We start from the raw sequence: 21,246 nt of genomic DNA, 5'->3' as shown, positions 1-21,246 counted from the left end.
AAAAGTTAAAATAAGATTACCCAAATTGTTGCAGATAAGTGGTTACACTTTGCATTAATCAGGGTAATCTTTTTTGATATAATTCTTTCCTGTAAAGGAGTGAATTATATTGAATACAGCAGTCATTAAAATAAATAATTTGGATCAGGCTTTAATGTTAAGCAGAGCCTATAAGGAAGGAAAAATTAAATTGAATGTTTCTAAACTTGCAAGAGAATTAAACTGTAGCCGAAAAACACTAAGCAGAAGGCTAAACGGTATCGCACCTAAAAAAACAAGAAACAGAAAAAGATATTTAGATGATTATAAAGATCTTATATACAAATATTTGTGTGATGAACAGAGAAATTTTGATTATATCGATCATATTTATTATTTTATGAAACGTGAACATGGTATCACCTGTACACGTTCGACATTTTTCAGATACATTAAGGATAACGAAGAGCTCAATAGTAAATTTAAAAATAACAGAACCGATTCTTTTATCGAACGTTTTGAAACCAATCCTGGTCAACAGGCTCAGTTCGATATGAAAGAAAAAGTTAAACTTACAGATAAAAATGGCACGCAGACAGTAGTATATATTCCTACTCTGACTTTATCATGGTCAAGATATAATTACAGGCAGGTAATATTAAAACCTACAACTGATAACCTGTTAATATTTTTAGCCCAGGCATTTGAAGAAATCGGTGGTGTTCCTAAAGAACTGGTCATTGACAATCTTAAAGCATTTGTAGAAAAGCCTCGTAAATCAGCTGATGATAAAGCTTTATTAAACAGTAAATTTGAAGAATTCTGTAAAGATTATGGAATAACACCTATGCCATGTATGCCATATAGACCTCAAACCAAAGGAAAAACTGAGACACAAAATAAAATAGTGGATCAGCTTAAAAATTATAACGGTTATTATAGCGGATTATCTGATATACATGACAAACTGGAAATAATCAATAACGAGGATAATGAACGTTCCTCACAGGTGTTAATGTCAATATAAAATTTACCAAAAGTGTTAGTTTAATTTTCACCAGTTCTGGTTGTTATGATCATCATCCTCAATCATGGATATCTTATCCTTTGTTCGATATGACCTTCCTGTGATATTTATGATATGTGAATGATGAATAAGTCTGTCTAAGATTGCATTCGCTAATACATTATCACCAAAAACCTCTCCCCATCGTGACAGTGATTTGTTGGTTGTTATGATTGTTGAATGTTTCTCATACCTTTTTGTTATCAATTGAAAAAGAAGATTCGATGATTCGCTATCCAGCGGAAGAAACCCTACCTCATCTATGATAAGTAGCTTATATTTTGCAAAGAATTTCAATCGTGTTTCTAGTCTGTTTTCTAGATGGGCTCTTTTTAGCTGTAGGATGAGATCATTGCAGTTTATGAAATATGTACTGTTTCTGTTTTTCGCTGCTTCTATTCCAATTGATGTCGCCAGATGTGTTTTTCCTACACCTGGGGTTCCAATGAGAAGAATATTTTCTGTTTTTTCCATAAATCTGAGATTTCTAAAATCAAGTATCTGCTCCTTGCTGATCGAAGGCTGATATGAAAAATCAAAATCCTCAAATGTTTTTATATATGGGAAATTGGCCACCTTCACGCATGCGTTCATCGCTCGTTCATTCCTAAGTTCCATTTCAAAATTAGTCAGTTCATATAGTGCTTCCACCATATCCTTCTTTCCTTCATTTACCATGCTTATATATGTATCTAAATATTCTCTTATGCGATCGAGCTTCAATGTTTCCAGATTGTTCATGAGCCTGTTATAGTTTGTTGCCATCCTTATTTACCTATCCTTTCAAGCAGTTTTAAATTTTCTTCTGCAATTGCATCGATATCTATATCCTTGTTGCAGATTGTATGATGCAGTGCCTCCTGATAATGATCGTGTTTGTAGTTGAATTTATTTTTGTTTATTTGATGTACTGTCACAAGTTCTGTGTTAAAATATACATAAAGTTTATTTTCAATTGGTACTAGCTTGACTCTTTTGTTGATAAACTTTGTAGGAACGGAATATCCAGATCCATTGTAGGTAACCAGTAGTGTTGGTGGCACTATCTGCGTAATGACATTATCTACATAGCTATCGAGCATCACTTTGTTTGGTAAGGGTCTGAGATATTCCTTTTCTTTTTCAAAGAGAACATGCGGCGGCATATTCGTTGTCTGATTGATGGTGTTATTGACTCGTCTATTGATCTTTTCAATAAGATGGATAAGTTCTTCTTCATTTTCAATCTCGCCATCATATGCATTCAGCCAGGAAATGAATCTGTTGGCTGATTCATCTTTTCCTTTTGTCTGTGGACTTCTTGTTTTGCATAGCCTTATCTTCATGCCGCTATCCTTTTCAAAGGCTCTGATTTTCTGATGCTTTCTTTTAGAGCCATTAGTAATGCTCACTACAGCTGTCATATTGTCAGTAAGTATATGTTCAGGGGTTCCTCCAAGCCTGTATAAGGTATCGATGATGCATCTAAGGAAGTCTTCAGTTGTTTTTCCTTTGGTATAGACAAATATATGTTCACGTGAATAGCCAAGTGTAGATGTCATGAGATTGAATTCTATGACTTCACCATGAATGGTCGTCATTCTAAGATTTTCTTTCCAGTCTACCTGCAATTGTTGGCCAGGCCTTGTTTCATATCTGACATGAGGCTTGACAGTTTTTTGTGGCTTCATATCACGTTTCCAAGTGTAATATTTAAAATTATTGTAAGTTCCGATATTGTCCTCACCATACCTGTCTAGAAGATACTCATATGCAGCACGTTTATGAACACCAGGCTTCTCAAACAATCTAGTGATTTCATCGCTATATTTATCCAGAATACTTTTTCTAGGTTTACGTTCCACTTTTTTTATTCCTCCTTCACGCCAGTATTTAGCTACTGTATGTCTATCCATATCGTAGATTCTGGCAAGTTCGCTAAAGTTGGGTTTAATATTCATTTGTTTCAAAATTAATAAATCTCCTATAATATTTCTTTCCATAATAATCTCCTGTATTTGAATACAGAAGATTCTATCAAAAAAGATAACCTTAGGATAGTTTTTCATTGCCGAAACTGGTAATTATTATACCAACCTTTTTGGTTATCTTTATTTTACTATTAACAACAGGCAACAAGGCTTCCTAGAAATTTTCTTTTAGAAAAAGAAAAAGGTGATCTGCTTCCGTTACCCAGCAAAGAAATCAGAAGCAGGTATCACCTTAAATTAAATGAAGTCTATGTTACAAATGAATCACTATTCCAGTATAAATACAATAAATATTCCCTACCACAAGAATATATTGGAAAACGTGTCGGACTAGCGGTCCAAAACAAAGAACTTCTTATATATTATAACGGAAAAATTATTGAAAAACATCCTATTACTAATAATAAATTTAATATAAAAGAAGAACATGAACTTTATTATAAGAAAACAGATAAGCAGGCAGTTAAAGAAAGCAATCAAATAATATTAAAAGAACTGGAGAATATAATTTATGACAATGACTAATGATGTACTGGAACAATTGAATTATTTAAAACTGAAATCAGCATATTCATATTTAAATTCATTAGTAATGAATAATGAAATAGCTGAAGAAGAACTGCATGTAATGCATAAGATACTGAATAAGGAAGTGATAGCTAAAGAGGAGAATAACAGACTTTATAATGTAAAAGTAGCAGCATTTCCTTTTCTAAGAAAAGTTGATGATTATGATTTTAATTTTCAGCCAGGTATAAAAGAAGAAAAAATAAGATCCATTATTGAATCGGATTTTTATGAAAATGCTACAAATATCGTATTTGTAGGTAACCCTGGTACTGGAAAAACACATTTGGCAATAGCAATTGCATATACAGTAGCTATAAGAAGAAATAGTGTATATTTTATTAAATTTAATAAATTAATCAATATACTAAGACAGGCATATAATGAGGGGACATTAGAAAGAAAACTAAGACTCTTTTATAAGTATAAGCTGCTAGTCATTGATGAAGTTGGATTTAATGAAATAACACCACTGGAAGCTAAATTATTTTTTCAATTGATTGATTTAAGATATACTAAACGATCTACTATTTTTACAAGCAATATTTCATTTGATAAATGGCCACAGATATTAGGAAATGATGAAATGATAACTAAAGCCATATTAGACAGGATTCTTCATTATTCATATTTATTTAATATCACAGGTCCATCTTATCGAATCAAAGATAAATTAAATCCTAAAAAAACTGAGAACACTTAATTGCAACAAATTGGTCAAATTATCTTGACTTTTATAAAAGTGCAGTATTGTAAATCTGTTGTTTCATTGTCAGTTATCCTCCTCTATAACCAACCCATGTTTACAATACCTGCTTGCAGATAAAGTATAACACGGGCATTTTTCCTCATTCAATATATTTTTCATCTCTGCCCCTTTTTCTCACGCTGTTGTCTGCTTTGCTTTTTCCAGAAGAACATCTGTCCACAGTTCGTCAATCGTTTTCCCTTGCTCTGAAAAATGTTCTTTTATGATAATTCGTGTCTTTCCATAAGCCAGACGCTTCTTGACTGTCGCATTTCCCGTATCTTCTTTTTCTGTCATTTTATCAATAACACATCACCTCTTTTCGTTTTGGACTGTTGAAGCAGTCAGACGGCGATTGTCAACGCCCACAGGACTTGCACCTCTGCATGGTTCTCATGTAGCCGTACCCATTGCGTGCGACGTTTCTAGCGTTCAGGCTGTGGCTGTACGGGAGTATCATTATCAGACAACACAGGTCATGGCTAAGAGAAGTGACAAACTCTCTTTTATGGACGCTGGCAGGGTATCGCTCGCTTTGCCGGAAAAAGGTCATGGCGTACCAGCCCGTTACGGCTCGCTGGCTGTCTAACGTATCTGACTGCTGTATTCACTTGTCAAAGAACAGTTGAAAGAAGAAAACCTCTTTACGCTTAACACTCGCTATGCAGAGGGAAGATTGATACCCAAAATTGAAAACAATCTTTTCTTTTTCCGCTATTAGTACGAATGACAGATAAGATACAGGCAATCCTCGACCGGATTTCCTCTTTCCGCTCCATATAGGGAATGGAAAGTGTCTTTTGCTTCCAGATTTCAGAAGTTTTTTCTTTTCGTACCATACAGGGGCAGAAGTGGTGTTCTGCCAAGTAAAAGCGAAAAAATCTTTCTTCACTTAACAGCTACCCAGCGACTGCGGTTACTGCCAACTTTCAAACATTTTCCTCTCTCTATCATCAATACAAATGAGAGATATATTTCTGGCAATTTCTAATGAATTTTCTTCTTTTCACTTCCTATCGGTACAGCAACTATCCGTCTGCTAACCTCATAATCGTTAATTTTCTTCTTTCACCTCATATCTGTACGGAAGAAGCGGTTTTGTTGCGTGAAATCAAAAAATACCGTCATTTTCTGATGAAACGGCGGTATCTATCCTGTCCTCTGGCTTTGATTTTTCCAGTAGTAACAAATGTTTATGTTTTTCCTTTAGTACCGTATTATCCAGCATATCACGGAGTATGGTGGTATTATTCTGTTTGTCCAGTTCTTCCACCATTTTCAGTGTCGGAGCGACTTGTCTGTGTAGCCAATTCAACGCCTTTTGCAGAGTGAACGGCTCTGGCTGTGTAGTCAGCCTTATTTTTTCCCTATGCTCCCCAATGAACCACGCCCAGTCAGCATTTAATTTCCACTTGCTCTTAGGCTTGCCGTTCTCACGGTCAACAAAGCGGACATAATGATTGATGATAGAAAAGGCGGTGCGCTCCACATCATAATAGGTCAGCATATCCGCAACGGCATGATAGGCTCGTTCATTCTTCAGACGTATCTCGAAACGGTTCTTGATTTCTGTCGTTTCCATGTCTGTACCGTTCTTGTGGTACTGTTCATGGTCTTTTTCATATAGACAGAAATACAGTTCGCTTTTTGTAGACCCGATATAGAGGGTATTTCCTGTGCTCTCTGGAATATCATCACCATTTTTCTGTGTGCCTTTGTAGCCTTTCTCCCCACGGAAACGGGAAACAGCTTCGCCACGTTCCCATTTTTCAATCAGTTTTGGTATATTTAAGATACCCACACGGTCATTGACCGCAAGGTCAAGACGCTTCACCACACCGCCGGCAGTCAGACAGTCCAGCATAAAATCATACCAGCTTCGCTCCTGCGCCAGCAGATAGCTTTCCATTTGACGACAGCCTTTTCCTTTCATTTCCATAAGAACACCCAACACTTCATTGTGGGAAACCATGACCTGAATATCACCCAAGAGATAACTTTCCTCATAGCCGTATTTCCCATAGTCCTCATGGAGAAAATATTTCTCTTTAAGGTGCATAACACTCTGTATTACTGTCAATGCGTCCGTAGTAGGGAAACGCACTCTGAAATAATCAATGAGCAGGAACAGCGGTTCTTCTGGATTGAAGCGTTCTATCTGTTTCTTTAGTTCCTCTTTTAAGGCTTCTGTGAGCTGTGTCTTGCCGTTTTCAATGCGGTTATAGTATTCACGGCTGATACTGCAGGCAACCGCCAGCCTTGACTGTGATACGCCATAGCGTTCACGCTTTTCTTTCAGTTCCTGTATAAAATCATTATTCATAAATCACTCGTCCTTTCGTTTCGTTGCATGAAAAAAGGACAGTCAATATGAAATCAACTGTCCTCAGATATGCAGTATTCCATTTATATGGTAAAGCAGGCGCATTTTAAATCACACTTTGGAAATGCTGTTACAGCGCATAAACAAAGGATTTTTACGCCTTGCGGAATATAGTTTCCAGTTACTTGTGCCCCCCTTGTTAGATAACGGGGGCTTATAAGGCTCGCTACGCTCGCCCAACCGACGAAGTGAACCAGCCCCTCGCCAGCTTTGCTGGCGTGGCGCTATGTCTTACGACCGCCACCGTGGACGGATCACTCCGTCGGTTTGCGAGATTTTGAGCGTATCTTCCACACAAACTGGGAGTTGTAATTACATTTCTAAAAAATCGAATAATCTTTTATAAAATTAAATATATATTTAGATTTCAATAACATCACCGCAAGACATATAATTCATATTATCCATTTGTTGAGATAGATAATGATATGCCTTTTCACCAGTGCAATGACAAGTATAAAATTCAATATCTTTATACTTTTGTAATTCCATTGCAATACTGTTTAACAATTCTTTTGATACTGTTTTCTTTGTAAGTGGGTTGAACAAATGAAAACCACCAATACAAAAATGTGGTTGATACTTCTCTGCTTCTTCCATGATATTTACAACACCAGAATGCCCACACCCCATAATAACTACTACTTTATTTTCTGAAATAATCAAGTTTTGTTCGTGTACAAAAGTATCTTTGCCCTTTTTATCATAAAGAGCATTATTGGCAGGAGAATAAAATTTATTTGTTTTACTTACTGTAAATAGCGATAATTCTTCATCAATTTTATAATTACCATTCAATAGTTTGATTTGCCTATTAGATTTAAGCTTACTATCAATTCCAACTGGTATTTTAAGAAATAAGGTTTTACTGTAATGTGGTTCAAAGGCTTCCTTTTGCACATAGATATTTGCCACAGAATTAATATCTAAAAATTTTTTCAATGCTCCTCCATGGTCAAAATGCCCATGAGAAATAATAACAGTATCCACTTTTGAAATATCTATATTTCTTTTCATAGCATTTTCAAATAATGTGCTATCTGAACCTAAATCAAATAGAATTTTATGTGATTTCGTTTCAATATATAAGGAAAGTCCGTGTTTTGTTTTAAGTTCTGACTTAGTCGTATTTTCAACTAATGAAGTTATTCTCATAAAATCTCCTTTACAATTCTAATTTATCGTTCTCTTTTACAAAAATTATATCACGCTAGAAACGAACAGTCATTCTTTTTCAGTTATCTAATGAAAATTTATTAGATATAGAAAAAGACACTATATTTCAAGTGCCATTCTCTTATACATCAGTATTCTGCAAGCAGGTAAACACAGGTTGTTTCTTAATATCCTTTTGTTTGGGAAACTCCACGTTCCCATTTATTTACAGCTGGAGTGGAAACGCCTAGATAATTTGCAATTTGTTCTTGTGGGTAAGTCCTTTTGCTAAACGTTTTTCACGGATTATATCATTTATTTTCATAAACAAATGCCTTCATTTAATTTTCTACTTATATTGTAATGATTTAACTTTATATTTTCAATTTACTGTTTATTAACTTTTTAGAAGTTTTATTAACTATAAGTTATTTAGTCTATAAAAAAACAGGGAATTGAAAATCCCTGTTTAAATGATCGCTAGTAATATAAAGTTAATAATGAACAATATTGCTACTACAGCGATAATTGGATGAATTTCTTTTGCTTGTTTTTTAATAATTTTTACAATGCAATAGAAGATAAATGCTGTAGCAATACCATATGAGATACTGTAGCAAAGTGCCATGAAGATTCCGGCAAAGAAAGCAGGTACAGCTTCTTCTAAATCATTCCAGTTAATTTCTGTAAATGATGAAACCATCATGCATCCAACAATAACTAGTGCTGGTGCAGTAGCTGCTGAAGGAATAGCACTTACAAATGATGATAAAAAGGCACTTAAAGCAAAACAAATTGCTACAACTACAGAAGTTAAACCAGTTCTACCACCAACACCGATACCAGCTGCACTTTCAACAAATGTAGTAGTATTACTTGTACCAAAGATTGCACCGATTGAAGTTGCAGTAGCATCAGCGAATAATGCTTTATCCATTTTTGAACTAAATCCACTACTGTTTTCTAAAGCAGCTTCATCTTCAGCTGAGAAGATACCTGATTTACGACCAGTTCCGATAAATGTTCCAATTGTATCAAATGTATCAGACATACTGAATGCAAAAATAGTAATAATTACTAAAGGAATTTTAGAAGCATCAGCAAATAATGAAGGTAAACCTTCAGAAGTAAAGATAACCCCAAAAGTAGAAGGTAAAGCACCTAAAGCTTCTGAAAAACTAACAGTATCAGCTGTTGATGTTACTCCAAAAGGAATCCCGATCAATGTTGTTATGATGATAGCAATTAAAATACCACCTTTAACTTTTAAAATAGTTAAAACAACAGCTAAAACTAAACCAATTAAAAATACCCATAATACTGGCTGATTCATATTTGATAAAGCTGGTACACCAGAATCAAAATTAATCATACCAACATTTAAAAATCCTAAATAAGCAATGAAAACACCAATTCCACCACCAATAGCATTTTGTAAAGATTGTGGAATTGCTTTAATAATTGTTTTACGAATTTTAGTTACTGTAATAAAAATATTAATTAATCCACAAATAAAAACCATTGATAAAGCTTGTTGCCATGTAAATTTTAATGCAAAGCAAACTGTATAAACGAAGAATGCATTTAATCCCATTCCCGGTGCTTGAGCATATGGAACATTGGCAACTAGACCCATAATTAAAGTCCCGATTACTGAAGCAATAATTGTTGCTAAGAAAACAGCACCCCATTCCATTCCAGATTGGCTTAATGTATTTGGATTTACCGCAATAATATAAGCCATTGCAAAGAAAGTGGTAATACCTGCAATTATTTCTGTTGAAACAGTGGTATTGTTTTCTTTCAATTTAAAAAATTTTTCCATTTAATTTCTCCTCTTTAATCTATTTCAACGTTAAGACTTTATCATGTTTTAAAAAAAGTTGCAAACAAATATCGTATATATGTAAAAAATTGAATAAAATAGCTTATTTAAAGTGTGAAGATGTAAATTATATTGAAGCTACAATATATTTATAGTATTATGTTTCTTGTATACACTTTTGTATATAGATTAAGAAAAGGGGGAGTCTACTTTTAAGTAGCAATCGCATGTACGGTCATTGATCGGAATTAACGCCTGTGGACTAGAAATGAGGATGAAGCAGGAAAGATTGTAAATAAGTAGCAATCAATTATGATTCAAATTATTTGCGGAATTATTTTAGTATTGATCGGAGTTTTGGTTTTCTGGAAATATCCGATTAAAAGTGATGCTAAATCACTATCGCTGGCAGCCTTGTTCATTATTTTAGCTGCTATTTTAAATCGGTTATCAATTATGATACCGTTATTTGGCTTTGAAAGCTTAAATATTTCTATCGAAGTTATTCCTATGATGTTAGCCGGGATATTATTAGCTCCGGGATATTGTTATATTATTGGAATAGCTATTGATTTAGTAGGGTTGCTTGTAAACCCGACCGGTTTTCCATTTTTAGGATTTACTTTAAATGCAGTATTACAATGTTTAATACCTTCCTTAATTGTAACAACGATCAAAGAAAATCGTTTAAATTATTTAGAAAAAGTTATCAAGATTTTATTGATTGTTTTAGTTGTTGGTGCTTGTAGCTATGTGTTTAGTTTAAATCAAGTTACTATTTCTAATAATGTAGTTACAATTAGTACTAGCTTTAAGATAATTATGAGTATTATCTGCGTAATAATGATTGCAATATTGTTTATTGTAATGCATTTTTATAAAAAGAAATTAAATGAAGAAGAGTATTATTTATTTAATATCTGGTTGATTTCAGTTGTAATTGTTGAAATGGCTGTTTCTTTTGTTTTAACGCCATACTGGTTAGAGGCAATGTATGGAATACCGTTTACTTTGTCGTTATTTATTCGAGTAATTAAAGAATGTATAATGATACCAGTGGATATCATTTTAGGATATAGTGTTTTAAGAATATTAAAGAAACTTAAAGTGTAATCGATTGATTACACTTTTTTTGTTTATTTTTTTTATTAGTGGAAAAAATATTTATTGTGAGGTGATAAAAATGGAAACATCTAAGTATAATCAAATTGCAGAAAGTTTAAAACCGAAAAAAACAGTTTTAAAACATTGTATATATGCTTTTGTTTATGGTGGTGTTATTGGAGTAATCGGGCAATTTTTCTTAGAATTATATATGAATATTTTTGAAATTAATCAACAGGAAGCAACACCAATGATGATCATAACTATTGTTTTAATTGCTGCAATATTAACTGGACTAGGAATTTATGATCGTCTAGGTAAAAAAGCTGGAGCGGGAACTTTTATTCCGATTACTGGTTTTGCTAATAGTATGACTTCTAGTGCTTTAGAAGCTAAAAGTGAGGGATTAGTAACTGGAATTGGTGCTAATATGTTTAAACTTGGCGGTACGGTAATAACTTTTGGAATTGTGGCTTCATTTGTATTAGGAGGAATCCGATATGTCATCAGTCTTATCTGGTAGTTCGATGGGATTAAATAATGTATATATTCGCTCAATTGGATCAACATGTGGTATTGATGAATTTAATGGTCCTTTAGGTGATTATTTTGATCGTCATTATCCTGACTTTCATTGTGGTTATCCTTCTTATGAACAGGCTGAAATTGCAATGTTGGAAGAAGCAATAAATTTTGCTTTAAAAAAAGGAAAATTAAAAAAAGAAGATATTAATTTATATATGGGTGGCGACTTAAATAATCAATTAACAGCAACTAATTATATGGCTAAAAAAATCAAACGACCATTAATGGCGATGTATGGAGCCTGTGCAACAATGGGACTAGTAATAGATAATGCTGCAATGTTAATCGAAAATCATTGTATTCATAACGCTAATTGTTTTGTGTGTAGTCATAACGCTACTGCTGAAAGACAATTTCGTTACCCGCTTGAATATGGTGTGCAGCGCAAAGAAACAATGACAACAACGGCTACTGGTGCTGTTAGTGTAATTTTAGATAACAATCCTAGCAATGTAAAAGTAGAATCAATAACAATAGGTAGAGTCGTTGATTTAAATCAAAGTGATCCCAATGATATGGGACGAGCCATGGCTCCTGCTGCTTTTGATACTTTAGTTACTCATTTAAAAGATCTAAAAAGATCGGCTTCATATTATGATTTAATTGTAACTGGTGATTTATCAGCCTATGGTAAAAAAATTATGAAAGAATTGATGAAACAAAATAATATTGAATATCGTTGTTATGATGATTGTGGCTGTTTATTATATGATTCTAATCAGGATGTTAATCAAGGCGGTAGTGGACCTTCTTGTAGTGCCTTAGTAACATTTGGTTATTTATTTGCTAAGATGTTAGAAGGGAAATATAAGCGAATTTTAATAATTACAACGGGAGCTTTATTATCACCAGTAATGACTAATCAAAAACAAAGTATTCCTTGTATTGGCCATGCTTTTTCATTGGAGGTAGTACAATGATGAATTATGTTTTAGCGTTTTTATTTTGTGGTGGTGTTTGTGTAATTGCGCAGTTAATTTATGAATACACTAAGTTAACACCTGGACATATTACAAGTTTGTTTGTGGTAATTGGTGCATTTTTAGATTTGTTTCATATTTATGATCGTTTGGTTGAAATATTTCATGCTGGGGCATTATTGCCGATTACCAGCTTTGGTCATTCTTTGATGCATGGAGCTTTGGCGGCTACTAAAGATTATGGCTTTTTTGGTTTAGCGATGGGTATTTTTGATTTAACGGCTGCGGGTATTAGTAGTGCGATTTTATTTGCTTTCTTAGTTGCGATAGTTACTAAACCTAAATCATGAAAAATCCATCATTTGATATTAATACCCGTATCTTAGACTATAATAATGAAAAAGTATCAATTAGTTTCCTTTCTAGTCTATGTGGCGATGATATGGTGGCCTATATTGTTGAAGGAATCACGAATAATCGCGGGGAAACATTAAAAGATTGTATCAATAATGGAGCGATAACTGAAGAACCGGATCATCAAAAAGCATTATATGCCATGCTTTCAGGATGTGCTTTAGTTGCTTATCGTGATAAAGAATATGTTGTTGATACAAGACGCTATCCCAATCGTTCTGTAGAAGAACCAGAAACAGAAAAAAGTGTGCGTGGTTCTAAGGATGGTTTTAATGAATCAATTTTAACTTGTGCAGGATTAATTAGAAGAAGAATTAAAACTATGGATTTGATCTTACAAAAGTATACGATTGGAAAGAATAATCCGCTTGATATTTGTGTTTGTTATTTAGATAGTGTTGTAGATAAACAGATGTTAGATACAGTAACTAAACGAGTTAAAGAAATAAAAAATGATGATTTAGTTATGACTGACCGAGCGGTTGAAGAAATCATATTAAATCAAAGTTATAATCCGTTTCCATTAGTTAGATATAGTGAACGACCGGATGTTGTTGCGACCCATATATTAGATGGTAAAATTGCGATAATTTGTGATACTTCATCTTCGGTAATGATGTTACCAACAACTATTTTTGAAATTTTAGAGCATGTTGAAGAACATCGGCAAACACCAATTATTGGTACATTAATTCGTTTAATTCGTTGTAGCGCTGTATTACTTTCAATTTATCTGGTGCCATTGTGGCTTTTAATAAGTAGCCATGGAAATTTAGATATATATTTTTTAGGTCAGGTTTTATTGATGGAATTATCAATTGAATTATTAAGAATTGCTACGATTCATACGCCAACTCCTTTATCTAACGCTATGGGGATGATTGCAGCAGTATTATTAGGACAATTTGCCATTGATTTAGGTTTTTTTAGTGAAGAAATTTTATTATTTTGTGCTATTGGTGATGTTGGTGGTTTTGCAACACCGAATTATGAATTATCACTTACTAATAAGTATATTAAAATATTTTTGATTATTTTTGTTGGTTTATTGGGATGGGCTGGTTTTATTGTTTTTCATATTATTTTAATTGGTTATTTAATTTCTATTAAACCACTAGGAGTTTCTTATTTGTATCCATTAATACCGTTTGATGGTAAGGCGTTATGGAATTTTATTATTCGAAAACCGAAAACGAAAAAAGGTAGTAAAACTGTAACATAGTTGCAGTTTTTTTAGTTCTTCTAATGATTTTAAATCTGTGCTATAATAACAAGGTCATAAGGAGGAAACAGGATGGAATATCAAGTAATAATGGATGATTTTCAAGGACCCCTTGATTTATTGTTACATTTAATCAAGGAAAAAGAAATGGATTTAGAAACTTTAGAATTATCTGTGATCGCTGATCAATATTTACAATATATTCATGCAATGGATCCTTCAAAACTAGAAGAAATGTCAGAGTATTTAGTGATGGCAGCAGATTTGATTGAAATGAAAAGTAAGCTGTTATTACCAAAAGAAAAGGTTGATATTAATGATGAGTATCAAGAAGATCCTCGTGAAACATTAATCAAACGATTGATAGAATATAAAAGATATAAAGATGTTTTAGATGATATCAAAAATCAATATGAACATCGTCAGACAATGATCATTAAACCAGCTGCTTCAATGGATGAATATGTAGTGGATACTAGTACAATGATTCCTAAAGATTTAGAAGTATATGATTTAATGAAGGCGATGCAAAAAATGTTTCAACGTAAAGCGTTAATGAAACCATTAGATACCCATATCGCTAAAAAAGAAATTTCAATTGATGAAAGAACATCACAAATAAAAGATTTCTTTAGAACCAGGGTAAATAAAAAAGTTAAATTTGAAGAATTATTTGATCATTATGATCGAACATATTTTATTGTTACATTTATGGCTATTTTGGTTTTAGCTAAAGATAAAGAAGTTGAAATAATTCAAAATGGATTATTTGAAGATATATATATAGAAGGGAAACTTTAATGAAAGATAACAATTATTTAGATATTATCGAAGGTATGCTTTATTTAGCTGGTGATGATGGTATAGATATTAAACAGATTGCTGGGGTACTAGAGATTAGTAGAAAAGAAGCGACTGTTTTAATGGATCAGTTTATTGAGCTATATGAAAATAAGATGTTTAAAGGTATTAAATTAGTCAATTTTGGTGGGCGTTATAAACTAGCTACTAATGAAGATTATTTTATGTATTATCAAAAAATGGTTGAACAAAGCAGTAGTACTTTATCAAATGCGGCCTTAGAAACATTGGCAATTATTGCTTATAATCAGCCAATTACTCGTTTAGGGGTCGAAGATATTCGTGGGGTTGGTTGTGATGCGATGATTAGAAAATTAGTTGCTAAAGCATTAATAAAAGAAGTAGGGCGTGAAGATAGTCCAGGAATGCCAATTCTTTATGGGGTAACTGATGAATTTATGGATGCTTTTGGATTAACTTCATTAGATGAATTGCCTGATTTAGCTGATATTGTAGAAATTGATGAGCAGGAAGATATTTTTGCAACTCGATATCGAGAAACTGATGTTGAGGAAATTGGTAAGAAAGAAAGTGATGATAGTGAAACTAATTAAGCACTTAAAAACAATAACTAAACATAAATACTATGTTATGAAATTATGTTTTCGTTTTGGATTGTATAAACAAGGCTTGCTTCATGATTTATCAAAGTATTCGTGGTGTGAGTTGTCTACGGGAGCTAAATATTATTTAGGCTATAAGTCACCTAACAGCAATGAACGCCAGCAAAAAGGATATAGTAGTGCCTGGTTACATCATAAAGGTCGTAATAAACATCATTGGGAATATTGGATTGATTTTACGCGTGATGGTATTATTGCAATTGAGATGCCAATTAAATATGTAGTTGAAATGTTTTGTGATCGGGTAGCGGCTACGATGGTATATCGCGGTAGTGATTTTGATTTTACGGCACCATTAGATTATTATAATAAGACTCATCATTATTATGTAATTAATGAAAAAACAGATCAGATTATCAAAGACATGTTAGAGCATTTAGCCAATAGCAATCTTGATGAAACAATTAAATATATAAAAAACAATTATTTAAACAAAAAATAAAAATGAAGGTCAGCTAATGAATTAACATTGGAAAATGACCTTCATTTTTTTAGATATGAAAATACTTTTTTACAAATAAAGTTTATGCCTAGAATAATGATTACCATCCAAAGCGTCCAGGCAAAAATACTAACCATATCGATTTGAACTCGGGCGAAATATAATTGTTTACCAATTCCACGATTGGCAGAAACAAATATTTCAGCCATAACACCAACTTTTAAACTAAGTGGTAAGGCAGTTTCAATTGCTGAAACCAAATAACCTTTAATCAAAGGAAGGTAAACGTGAAATAAATTAAATGAAAAAGAATGATGATATAAATTAATAACATCTTTTAAATCAGAATCAATATTTACAATACCATTAACTGCATTATTATAAAATATTGGTAAAATCATCAATAAAACAATAACAATTAAAGCAGTTAAACTTTTAAACCAGACTAATAAAATTAATATATAGGCAATTTGAGGAATTGTCTGCATCAAAGAAATAATTGGATATAAGTAATCATTAACTTTTTTTGATAAACCACTAAATATTCCTAAAATTGTACCAATTATTAATGCTAATAAAAAACTAATAAATACTCTTAGTAATGTAGCTAAAATGGCTAAATAAAAAGACTTTGAGGAAACAAATGTAATCATTTGTTTAAAAACTGTAAGTGGTAATGGCAAGATTACCACTTTATCAATCGATAAAGCAAAACCTTGCCAAATTACCAATAATACTATAATTGTAATAAATTTGCGTTTCATTAAACTATCATATCATCACTATATTCAATATTGTATAATTTCAAAAAGTCTTCAATTTGTTTAGCGCATTCACTAGCTGGTCGATAATGAAGATTTTGACGTTCAATAGAATTTACAGTAATATCAACACTTGGTAATCCTAATGTTTCAATACCAATATTTTCTAAATCTTCTTTTAATCCATCGTAACCATTATTAGTAAATTCATCAATTTTGCTAAATAAAGAATCATAATTTTTTCCTTCTTTAACAAATATTGCTGCTTGAGGATAACCATCTTCACCATATGATTCTTGTAAATCAGTGATAATTGATAATTCAAGACCACTTTGTTTTGCTTTAGCAATTGTTGCACTAGCAAGTGGTTCGGCCAATAATCCGACTTGAACATTACCAGCTAAAAGCTGTTGTTGTACTAAAGTAGCTGATTGATAATAAGTAGGAGTTAATGAAGTTTCAATATTCGTTGCTTCTACTATTAATTGGGGAACTGCACCTTCACCAAATAAAGCCAATTCACCGGTTTGTGATAAAGCTTCTTTGCTTGTACCAACTAAATATAAATTCCCCCAAGTAATTACTGCCTGGATACGATAATCACTCTGGTCGCTAGCAATTAATTTTGCACCTAAATTAATGGGAGCAACTATAATATCGTATTCACTGTTATCTTTAGATAATTCGGCTACTAATTGATCACTGCCATCAACAAAATCAATTTTACCGTTTTCTGTTATATTTTCATATTCACTGACAAAAGCTAATGATGGTGCGCCTACAGGACAAAGGATGTTAGCAGTATCTGATTCATCTGAACTATTTGTACCTCCTGAACATCCGACTACTGTAGTCAACATCATAAAACATAATAAATATTTAAATAATTTCTTCATAAAACTCCTCCTAATAAATTATGGTAGTGTCAAAAATCGGTTAAGCGATACAAATACACTCCTATATCAATTTGTATATATAAACAGTAAAAATGATCACTGATTATATCTTTTTGATCATCTTTTTTACGATTTTACTAAAAAAGATGAAGATTCCGTGCTATACTTGTTTTCTCCACAAAAACTACGAAAGGACGGTTTCTTCATCATGGAAAGTATAACACAAATTTTACAATCTATAAATTCTTTTTCTAAACAATCTTTTAAATTCTCTCAATTTATCGAACCTTTGCTTCTCCTTAAGAAGCTTCCTTCTGATATCTCTTATGAATTGAACAATGATGACTTTATCTTTAATCTTCAGCAGGCTTTTAAACATATCGACTGGCTGAATGATTATTTTAAAAATAATATCAATAATCTTCTTATAAAGGAAGTAAGCAAACTTAAAAATCATAAATCTAAGGATACTACTATCCCTTATGCTGATTTTACTGTCGATAAACCTCCGCTGTTTAAAAAGAATCTACCTGTTCAGCTCGATTTCCTGTCTATTTTGAACGATTCTTTTAACAGTGGCAATCCTTTAAAACCGGTCAAACGCAGAAATCCCGATTCTTTTTCTTTTATGGGCGTTTGTCCTTTTTGTGGCGCTCCAAAAGAATATATCTATGACAATAACAGCGGTAAAGGCCAGTTCCAGTGCAAAGCCTGTAAAAATACCTTTACTATTAAAACTTCTCCTTCAGGTGCATCCGGGATTTACTGCCCTTACTGTAATACTAAGCTTGTCTTAAAACATGACCGCAAAGGTTTTCTTGTTTTTGCATGTTCCAGCAAAAAATGCGAACATTACAAAGCCAACAAAAAACTTTTAAGCGAAGGTAAGGCTGAACACCTGAAAACATCCAGCGGCCAGTATCTTCTTCACTATCATTACCGTGAATTCAAGTTCGATCTGGAAACTTTACGCAAGGTCGATGATACTGTTTCCGGTCCTGTTAATTTATCACGTATCCATTATGATCAGAAAGTTCTGGGCCTTGTTTTGACCTATTATGTCAACTATGGGCTGTCTTCCAGAAAAACTGCTTTGATCCTTAAACAGGTCCATGGTTTGCGTATTTCCCATCAGACTGTCATTAATTATGCCGGTTCTGTTTCTGCTGTCATAAAACCGCTTATCGATAAATATCCTTATAAAATCGGTAATACCCTTTCCGGTGATGAAACATATATCAAGGTCAGAGGCAAAGATAACTATGTTTTCTTCTGGTCCGACCCTGTAAATAAGATCATCACTTCCTATAAGATATATCCGGTTAGAGATACGCTATGTGCATGTCGGTCAATAAACGACTGTCTCAGCAAATATCAGAAAATACCCGATGACCTGACTTTGATTACAGATGGCAATCCTATTTATAATGCAGCTCAGGTTTTCTTTGAAATAAACGATATTTATTTTGATCTGCATCAGGTAATTGGTGTTAAAAACAAAGATGAAGAGTCCAAGAAATATCGTCCTTTCAAACAGATCGAAGAACGTCTTAATAGAACATACAAACAGAATTACTACGGTACAAATGGTTATGACAGACTCGAATGCGCCAACAGTTATATGGTTCTGTTTGTATGCTTCTTTAATTTTCTAAGACAGCATTCATCATTAGACTTTAAAACACCTGTAGATGATGAGCTTTTTGATGATTCGATGCTTATGCCGGAACGATGGTTAAAACTGATTGAATTAAGTTCACAATATCACATTAATTAGCATTGTTTAAAAATTACTGTGAGACCCGATACCCTCATTGCGCCCTTTTTTAGGGCTTTTTTTATCATTTTTCCAGTCTTACGATTTACGATTTTTCAAAACTGGATTTTACTCTTTTTATTTTTGCGGATTCGTGTAAAAAAGTACAAAAATTTTCAGTTCGATATTAATTTTTCATAAATTCTTTACACTACCTAAATTATTTAAAACGTGGTTTTCCACTATAGTGAGTATGCAGAAGATGGTGTGCTTTTTCACTATTTGGTTCTCCTAAGAAGTTTGCATATAATTGTTGTATTTGTGAATTCTTATGAGATTTTCTAACTGGAAGTGACATATCTTCGTCATATAAAGCTTTAGCACGAGCTTGTTTCCAGTCAAAACCGCTATTTCGAACTAGAGCATTAACATAAGATTGACCGCCACCGTTAACACAACCACCTGGACAACCCATAACTTCGATAAAGTGGTATTTAGAAGTACCGTTTTTGATTTCTTCAAGTAATGGTTTAGCTAGGACCATGCTATGAGCAACAGCTACATTTAAAGTCTGATCACCAATTTTAACCGTAGCTTCTTTAATTCCTTCTTCACCACGAACAGCATGGTAGTCAATATTAGTTAAATCTTCATGTGATAAAACATCAGCTACAGTTCTTAAAGCTGCTTCCATAACACCACCGCTGGCACCAAAGATAACTCCAGCACCTGTGTATTCACCAAACATATCTTGATCGAAGTCTTCGTCTTTTAAATCTCTAAAATTGATACCAAACATTTTAATTAATTTACCTAATTCACGAGTAGTTAAAACTGCATCAACGTCTTTTAGACCATCAGTTAGATTTTCTTCTCGTTCTTTTTCACCTTTTTTTGCAACACAAGGCATGATTGAAACAACATAAATATCTTGTGGATCAATATTATTTACCTTAGCGTAGTATGATTTGATCATCGCACCTAACATCATATGTGGTGATTTACAGCTAGAAAGATGATCTAGTAAATCAGGATATTCATGTTCAATATAATTAACCCAGCCTGGACTACATGAAGTAATCATTGGTAATACACCATTATTATTTAAACGATGCAAGAATTCATGACCTTCTTCCATTATTGTTAAATCGGCACCAAAGTTAGTATCATAAACTTTATCAAAGCCCATTAGTTTTAAAGCGTGAACCATTTTACCAGTTACTCGAGTACCGATTGGCATTCCAAATTCTTCACCTAAACTAGCTCTAACAGCTGGAGCCGTTTGAACAATTACATGTTTATCAGGATCATTTAAAGCGGCAATTACATCATGAATTTCTTCTTTTTCTGATAAAGCCCCCACCGGACAAACATTAATACATTGACCACATTGCATACAGTTAACATCAGCAAAACTTTTATCATAAACTGGACCAACTTTAGTTTTAAATCCACGATTGATATAGCCTAATACGCCTAGTCCTTGGGTTTTAATACATGTTTCAACACAACGACCACAAAGTACACATTTAGATGTATTGCGGACAATACCTGGAGAAACTTCATCAAAAGTTGGTTTTGATTTTTCACCAGCAAAGGCATCTTCACGAACCCCTAACTCCTGACAAAGACGTTGTAATTCACAGTTTGTATTTCGAATACATGAAAGACAGTCTTTAGAGTGGTTAGATACAATTAATTCGACTACTCTTCTTCGGGCATCTAATGCTCTTTGAGAGTTTGTTTTTATTACAAGCCCTTCACGAACTGGATAAACACAAGCAGCTGCTAATGTTTTAGCTCCTTCTATTTCAACCTGACAAACACGGCAAGCGCCAGTTCCCGTCACTCCTTTTAAATAACACAAAGTAGGGATATGGATACCGTTATTTTTGGCTGCTTCTAAGACTGTTTGCCCTTCGTAAGCTTCTACGACACGGTTGTTGATTGTTATTTTTACTTTTGACAT

General features: G+C 33.1%; 20 protein-coding genes and 1 pseudogene. 11 read left to right on the top strand and 10 right to left on the bottom strand.

The annotated features are described in order from the left end of the window. The first annotated feature begins 109 nt into the window (after positions 1 to 109). Positions 110 to 1,006: an IS21 family transposase gene (istA, locus tag ABGT36_RS09930; RefSeq protein ID WP_346677784.1), complete on the top strand. Its 897-nt coding sequence runs from the start codon at positions 110 to 112 to the stop codon at positions 1,004 to 1,006. A 27-nt stretch (positions 1,007 to 1,033) separates the two neighbouring features. On the opposite strand, the gene istB (ABGT36_RS09925) is transcribed toward istA (ABGT36_RS09930), so the two are convergent. Beyond that, positions 1,034 to 1,786, bottom strand: coding sequence for an IS21-like element helper ATPase IstB (gene istB / locus ABGT36_RS09925; RefSeq protein ID WP_346676893.1), 753 nt, complete (start codon positions 1,784 to 1,786; stop codon positions 1,034 to 1,036). Between the two features lie 26 nt (positions 1,787 to 1,812). Continuing rightward, a complete protein-coding gene (gene istA, locus ABGT36_RS09920) occupies positions 1,813 to 3,027 on the bottom strand; it encodes an IS21 family transposase (protein ID WP_346677418.1) in 1,215 nt (404 codons plus the stop codon). Between the two features lie 499 nt (positions 3,028 to 3,526). Between istA (ABGT36_RS09920) and istB (ABGT36_RS09915) the strand changes: the two genes are divergently transcribed. Further along, positions 3,527 to 4,285, top strand: a complete 759-nt coding sequence (gene istB, locus ABGT36_RS09915) for an IS21-like element helper ATPase IstB (RefSeq protein WP_087285701.1) — start codon at positions 3,527 to 3,529, stop codon at positions 4,283 to 4,285. A 180-nt stretch (positions 4,286 to 4,465) separates the two neighbouring features. On the opposite strand, the pseudogene ABGT36_RS09910 reads toward istB (ABGT36_RS09915), so the two are convergent. From ABGT36_RS09910 to ABGT36_RS09890, 5 genes and pseudogenes are all read right to left on the bottom strand, one after another. Continuing rightward, a pseudogene (locus ABGT36_RS09910) lies at positions 4,466 to 4,573 on the bottom strand (tRNA wybutosine-synthesizing protein 3-like protein); the annotation flags it as partial. A gap of 868 nt (positions 4,574 to 5,441) precedes the next feature. After that, on the bottom strand, positions 5,442 to 6,653 hold the full coding sequence (locus tag ABGT36_RS09905; protein ID WP_087255194.1) for a replication initiation factor domain-containing protein: 1,212 nt from the start codon (positions 6,651 to 6,653) through the stop codon (positions 5,442 to 5,444). A gap of 420 nt (positions 6,654 to 7,073) precedes the next feature. Beyond that, positions 7,074 to 7,868: an MBL fold metallo-hydrolase gene (locus ABGT36_RS09900; RefSeq protein WP_021421987.1), complete on the bottom strand. Its 795-nt coding sequence runs from the start codon at positions 7,866 to 7,868 to the stop codon at positions 7,074 to 7,076. Between the two features lie 185 nt (positions 7,869 to 8,053). Continuing rightward, positions 8,054 to 8,131, bottom strand: coding sequence for a hypothetical protein (locus ABGT36_RS09895; RefSeq protein WP_346678640.1), 78 nt, complete (start codon positions 8,129 to 8,131; stop codon positions 8,054 to 8,056). A gap of 206 nt (positions 8,132 to 8,337) precedes the next feature. Continuing rightward, entirely contained in the window at positions 8,338 to 9,693 is a 1,356-nt protein-coding gene (locus ABGT36_RS09890; RefSeq protein WP_346677780.1) for an NCS2 family permease, read from the bottom strand. 312 nt (positions 9,694 to 10,005) lie between these two features. Here ABGT36_RS09890 and ABGT36_RS09885 point away from each other — a divergent pair, with 312 nt between their 5' ends. The 8 genes from ABGT36_RS09885 to ABGT36_RS09850 all read left to right on the top strand — a co-directional run bounded on the left by ABGT36_RS09885 (position 10,006) and on the right by ABGT36_RS09850 (position 15,864). Beyond that, positions 10,006 to 10,806 carry a folate family ECF transporter S component gene (locus tag ABGT36_RS09885; RefSeq protein ID WP_087299215.1) on the top strand — a complete coding sequence of 267 codons (801 nt, stop codon included), beginning with the start codon at positions 10,006 to 10,008 and terminating at the stop codon, positions 10,804 to 10,806. Positions 10,807 to 10,876: 70 nt separating this feature from the next. Next, positions 10,877 to 11,320 carry a stage V sporulation protein AC gene (gene spoVAC, locus ABGT36_RS09880; protein ID WP_346677778.1) on the top strand — a complete coding sequence of 148 codons (444 nt, stop codon included), beginning with the start codon at positions 10,877 to 10,879 and terminating at the stop codon, positions 11,318 to 11,320. After that, positions 11,298 to 12,302 carry a stage V sporulation protein AD gene (locus ABGT36_RS09875; protein WP_346677777.1) on the top strand — a complete coding sequence of 335 codons (1,005 nt, stop codon included), beginning with the start codon at positions 11,298 to 11,300 and terminating at the stop codon, positions 12,300 to 12,302. The genes spoVAC and ABGT36_RS09875 overlap by 23 nt, the downstream gene beginning before the upstream one ends. Beyond that, complete coding sequence (gene spoVAE / locus ABGT36_RS09870; RefSeq protein ID WP_308697690.1) at positions 12,302 to 12,652, top strand: stage V sporulation protein AE; 351 nt, start codon at positions 12,302 to 12,304, stop codon at positions 12,650 to 12,652. The genes ABGT36_RS09875 and spoVAE overlap by 1 nt, the downstream gene beginning before the upstream one ends. Next, positions 12,649 to 13,938: a spore germination protein gene (locus ABGT36_RS09865; RefSeq protein ID WP_346677775.1), complete on the top strand. Its 1,290-nt coding sequence runs from the start codon at positions 12,649 to 12,651 to the stop codon at positions 13,936 to 13,938. Before spoVAE ends, ABGT36_RS09865 begins: the two co-directional genes overlap by 4 nt. A gap of 72 nt (positions 13,939 to 14,010) precedes the next feature. After that, positions 14,011 to 14,739: a ScpA family protein gene (locus ABGT36_RS09860; RefSeq protein ID WP_087299207.1), complete on the top strand. Its 729-nt coding sequence runs from the start codon at positions 14,011 to 14,013 to the stop codon at positions 14,737 to 14,739. After that, positions 14,739 to 15,353: an SMC-Scp complex subunit ScpB gene (scpB, locus tag ABGT36_RS09855; protein ID WP_087299205.1), complete on the top strand. Its 615-nt coding sequence runs from the start codon at positions 14,739 to 14,741 to the stop codon at positions 15,351 to 15,353. Before ABGT36_RS09860 ends, scpB begins: the two co-directional genes overlap by 1 nt. Further along, positions 15,340 to 15,864: a DUF5662 family protein gene (locus ABGT36_RS09850; RefSeq protein ID WP_087299203.1), complete on the top strand. Its 525-nt coding sequence runs from the start codon at positions 15,340 to 15,342 to the stop codon at positions 15,862 to 15,864. The genes scpB and ABGT36_RS09850 overlap by 14 nt, the downstream gene beginning before the upstream one ends. A 41-nt stretch (positions 15,865 to 15,905) precedes the next feature. Here the strand turns inward: ABGT36_RS09850 and ABGT36_RS09845 are convergent, their stop codons facing one another. Together ABGT36_RS09845 and ABGT36_RS09840 are read right to left on the bottom strand one after the other, a co-directional pair. Next, positions 15,906 to 16,628: an ABC transporter permease gene (locus ABGT36_RS09845; RefSeq protein ID WP_087374003.1), complete on the bottom strand. Its 723-nt coding sequence runs from the start codon at positions 16,626 to 16,628 to the stop codon at positions 15,906 to 15,908. After that, on the bottom strand, positions 16,628 to 17,521 hold the full coding sequence (locus tag ABGT36_RS09840; protein WP_087299199.1) for a hypothetical protein: 894 nt from the start codon (positions 17,519 to 17,521) through the stop codon (positions 16,628 to 16,630). Before ABGT36_RS09840 ends, ABGT36_RS09845 begins: the two co-directional genes overlap by 1 nt. A 208-nt stretch (positions 17,522 to 17,729) precedes the next feature. On the opposite strand from ABGT36_RS09840, the gene ABGT36_RS09835 reads away from it, so the two are divergent. Next, entirely contained in the window at positions 17,730 to 19,298 is a 1,569-nt protein-coding gene (locus ABGT36_RS09835) for a DDE-type integrase/transposase/recombinase (protein WP_346676437.1), read from the top strand. A gap of 199 nt (positions 19,299 to 19,497) precedes the next feature. On the opposite strand, the gene ABGT36_RS09830 is transcribed toward ABGT36_RS09835, so the two are convergent. Beyond that, a complete protein-coding gene (locus tag ABGT36_RS09830) occupies positions 19,498 to 21,246 on the bottom strand; it encodes an NADH-dependent [FeFe] hydrogenase, group A6 (protein WP_087299197.1) in 1,749 nt (582 codons plus the stop codon).

The sequence above is a fragment of the Erysipelatoclostridium sp. An173 genome, from assembly GCF_963931465.1.
GTDB lineage: Bacteria > Bacillota_I > Bacilli_A > Erysipelotrichales > Coprobacillaceae > Thomasclavelia > Thomasclavelia merdavium.
Note: the sequence above shows the minus strand (reverse complement) of the source record. Positions and strands in the feature narration are given on the sequence as shown.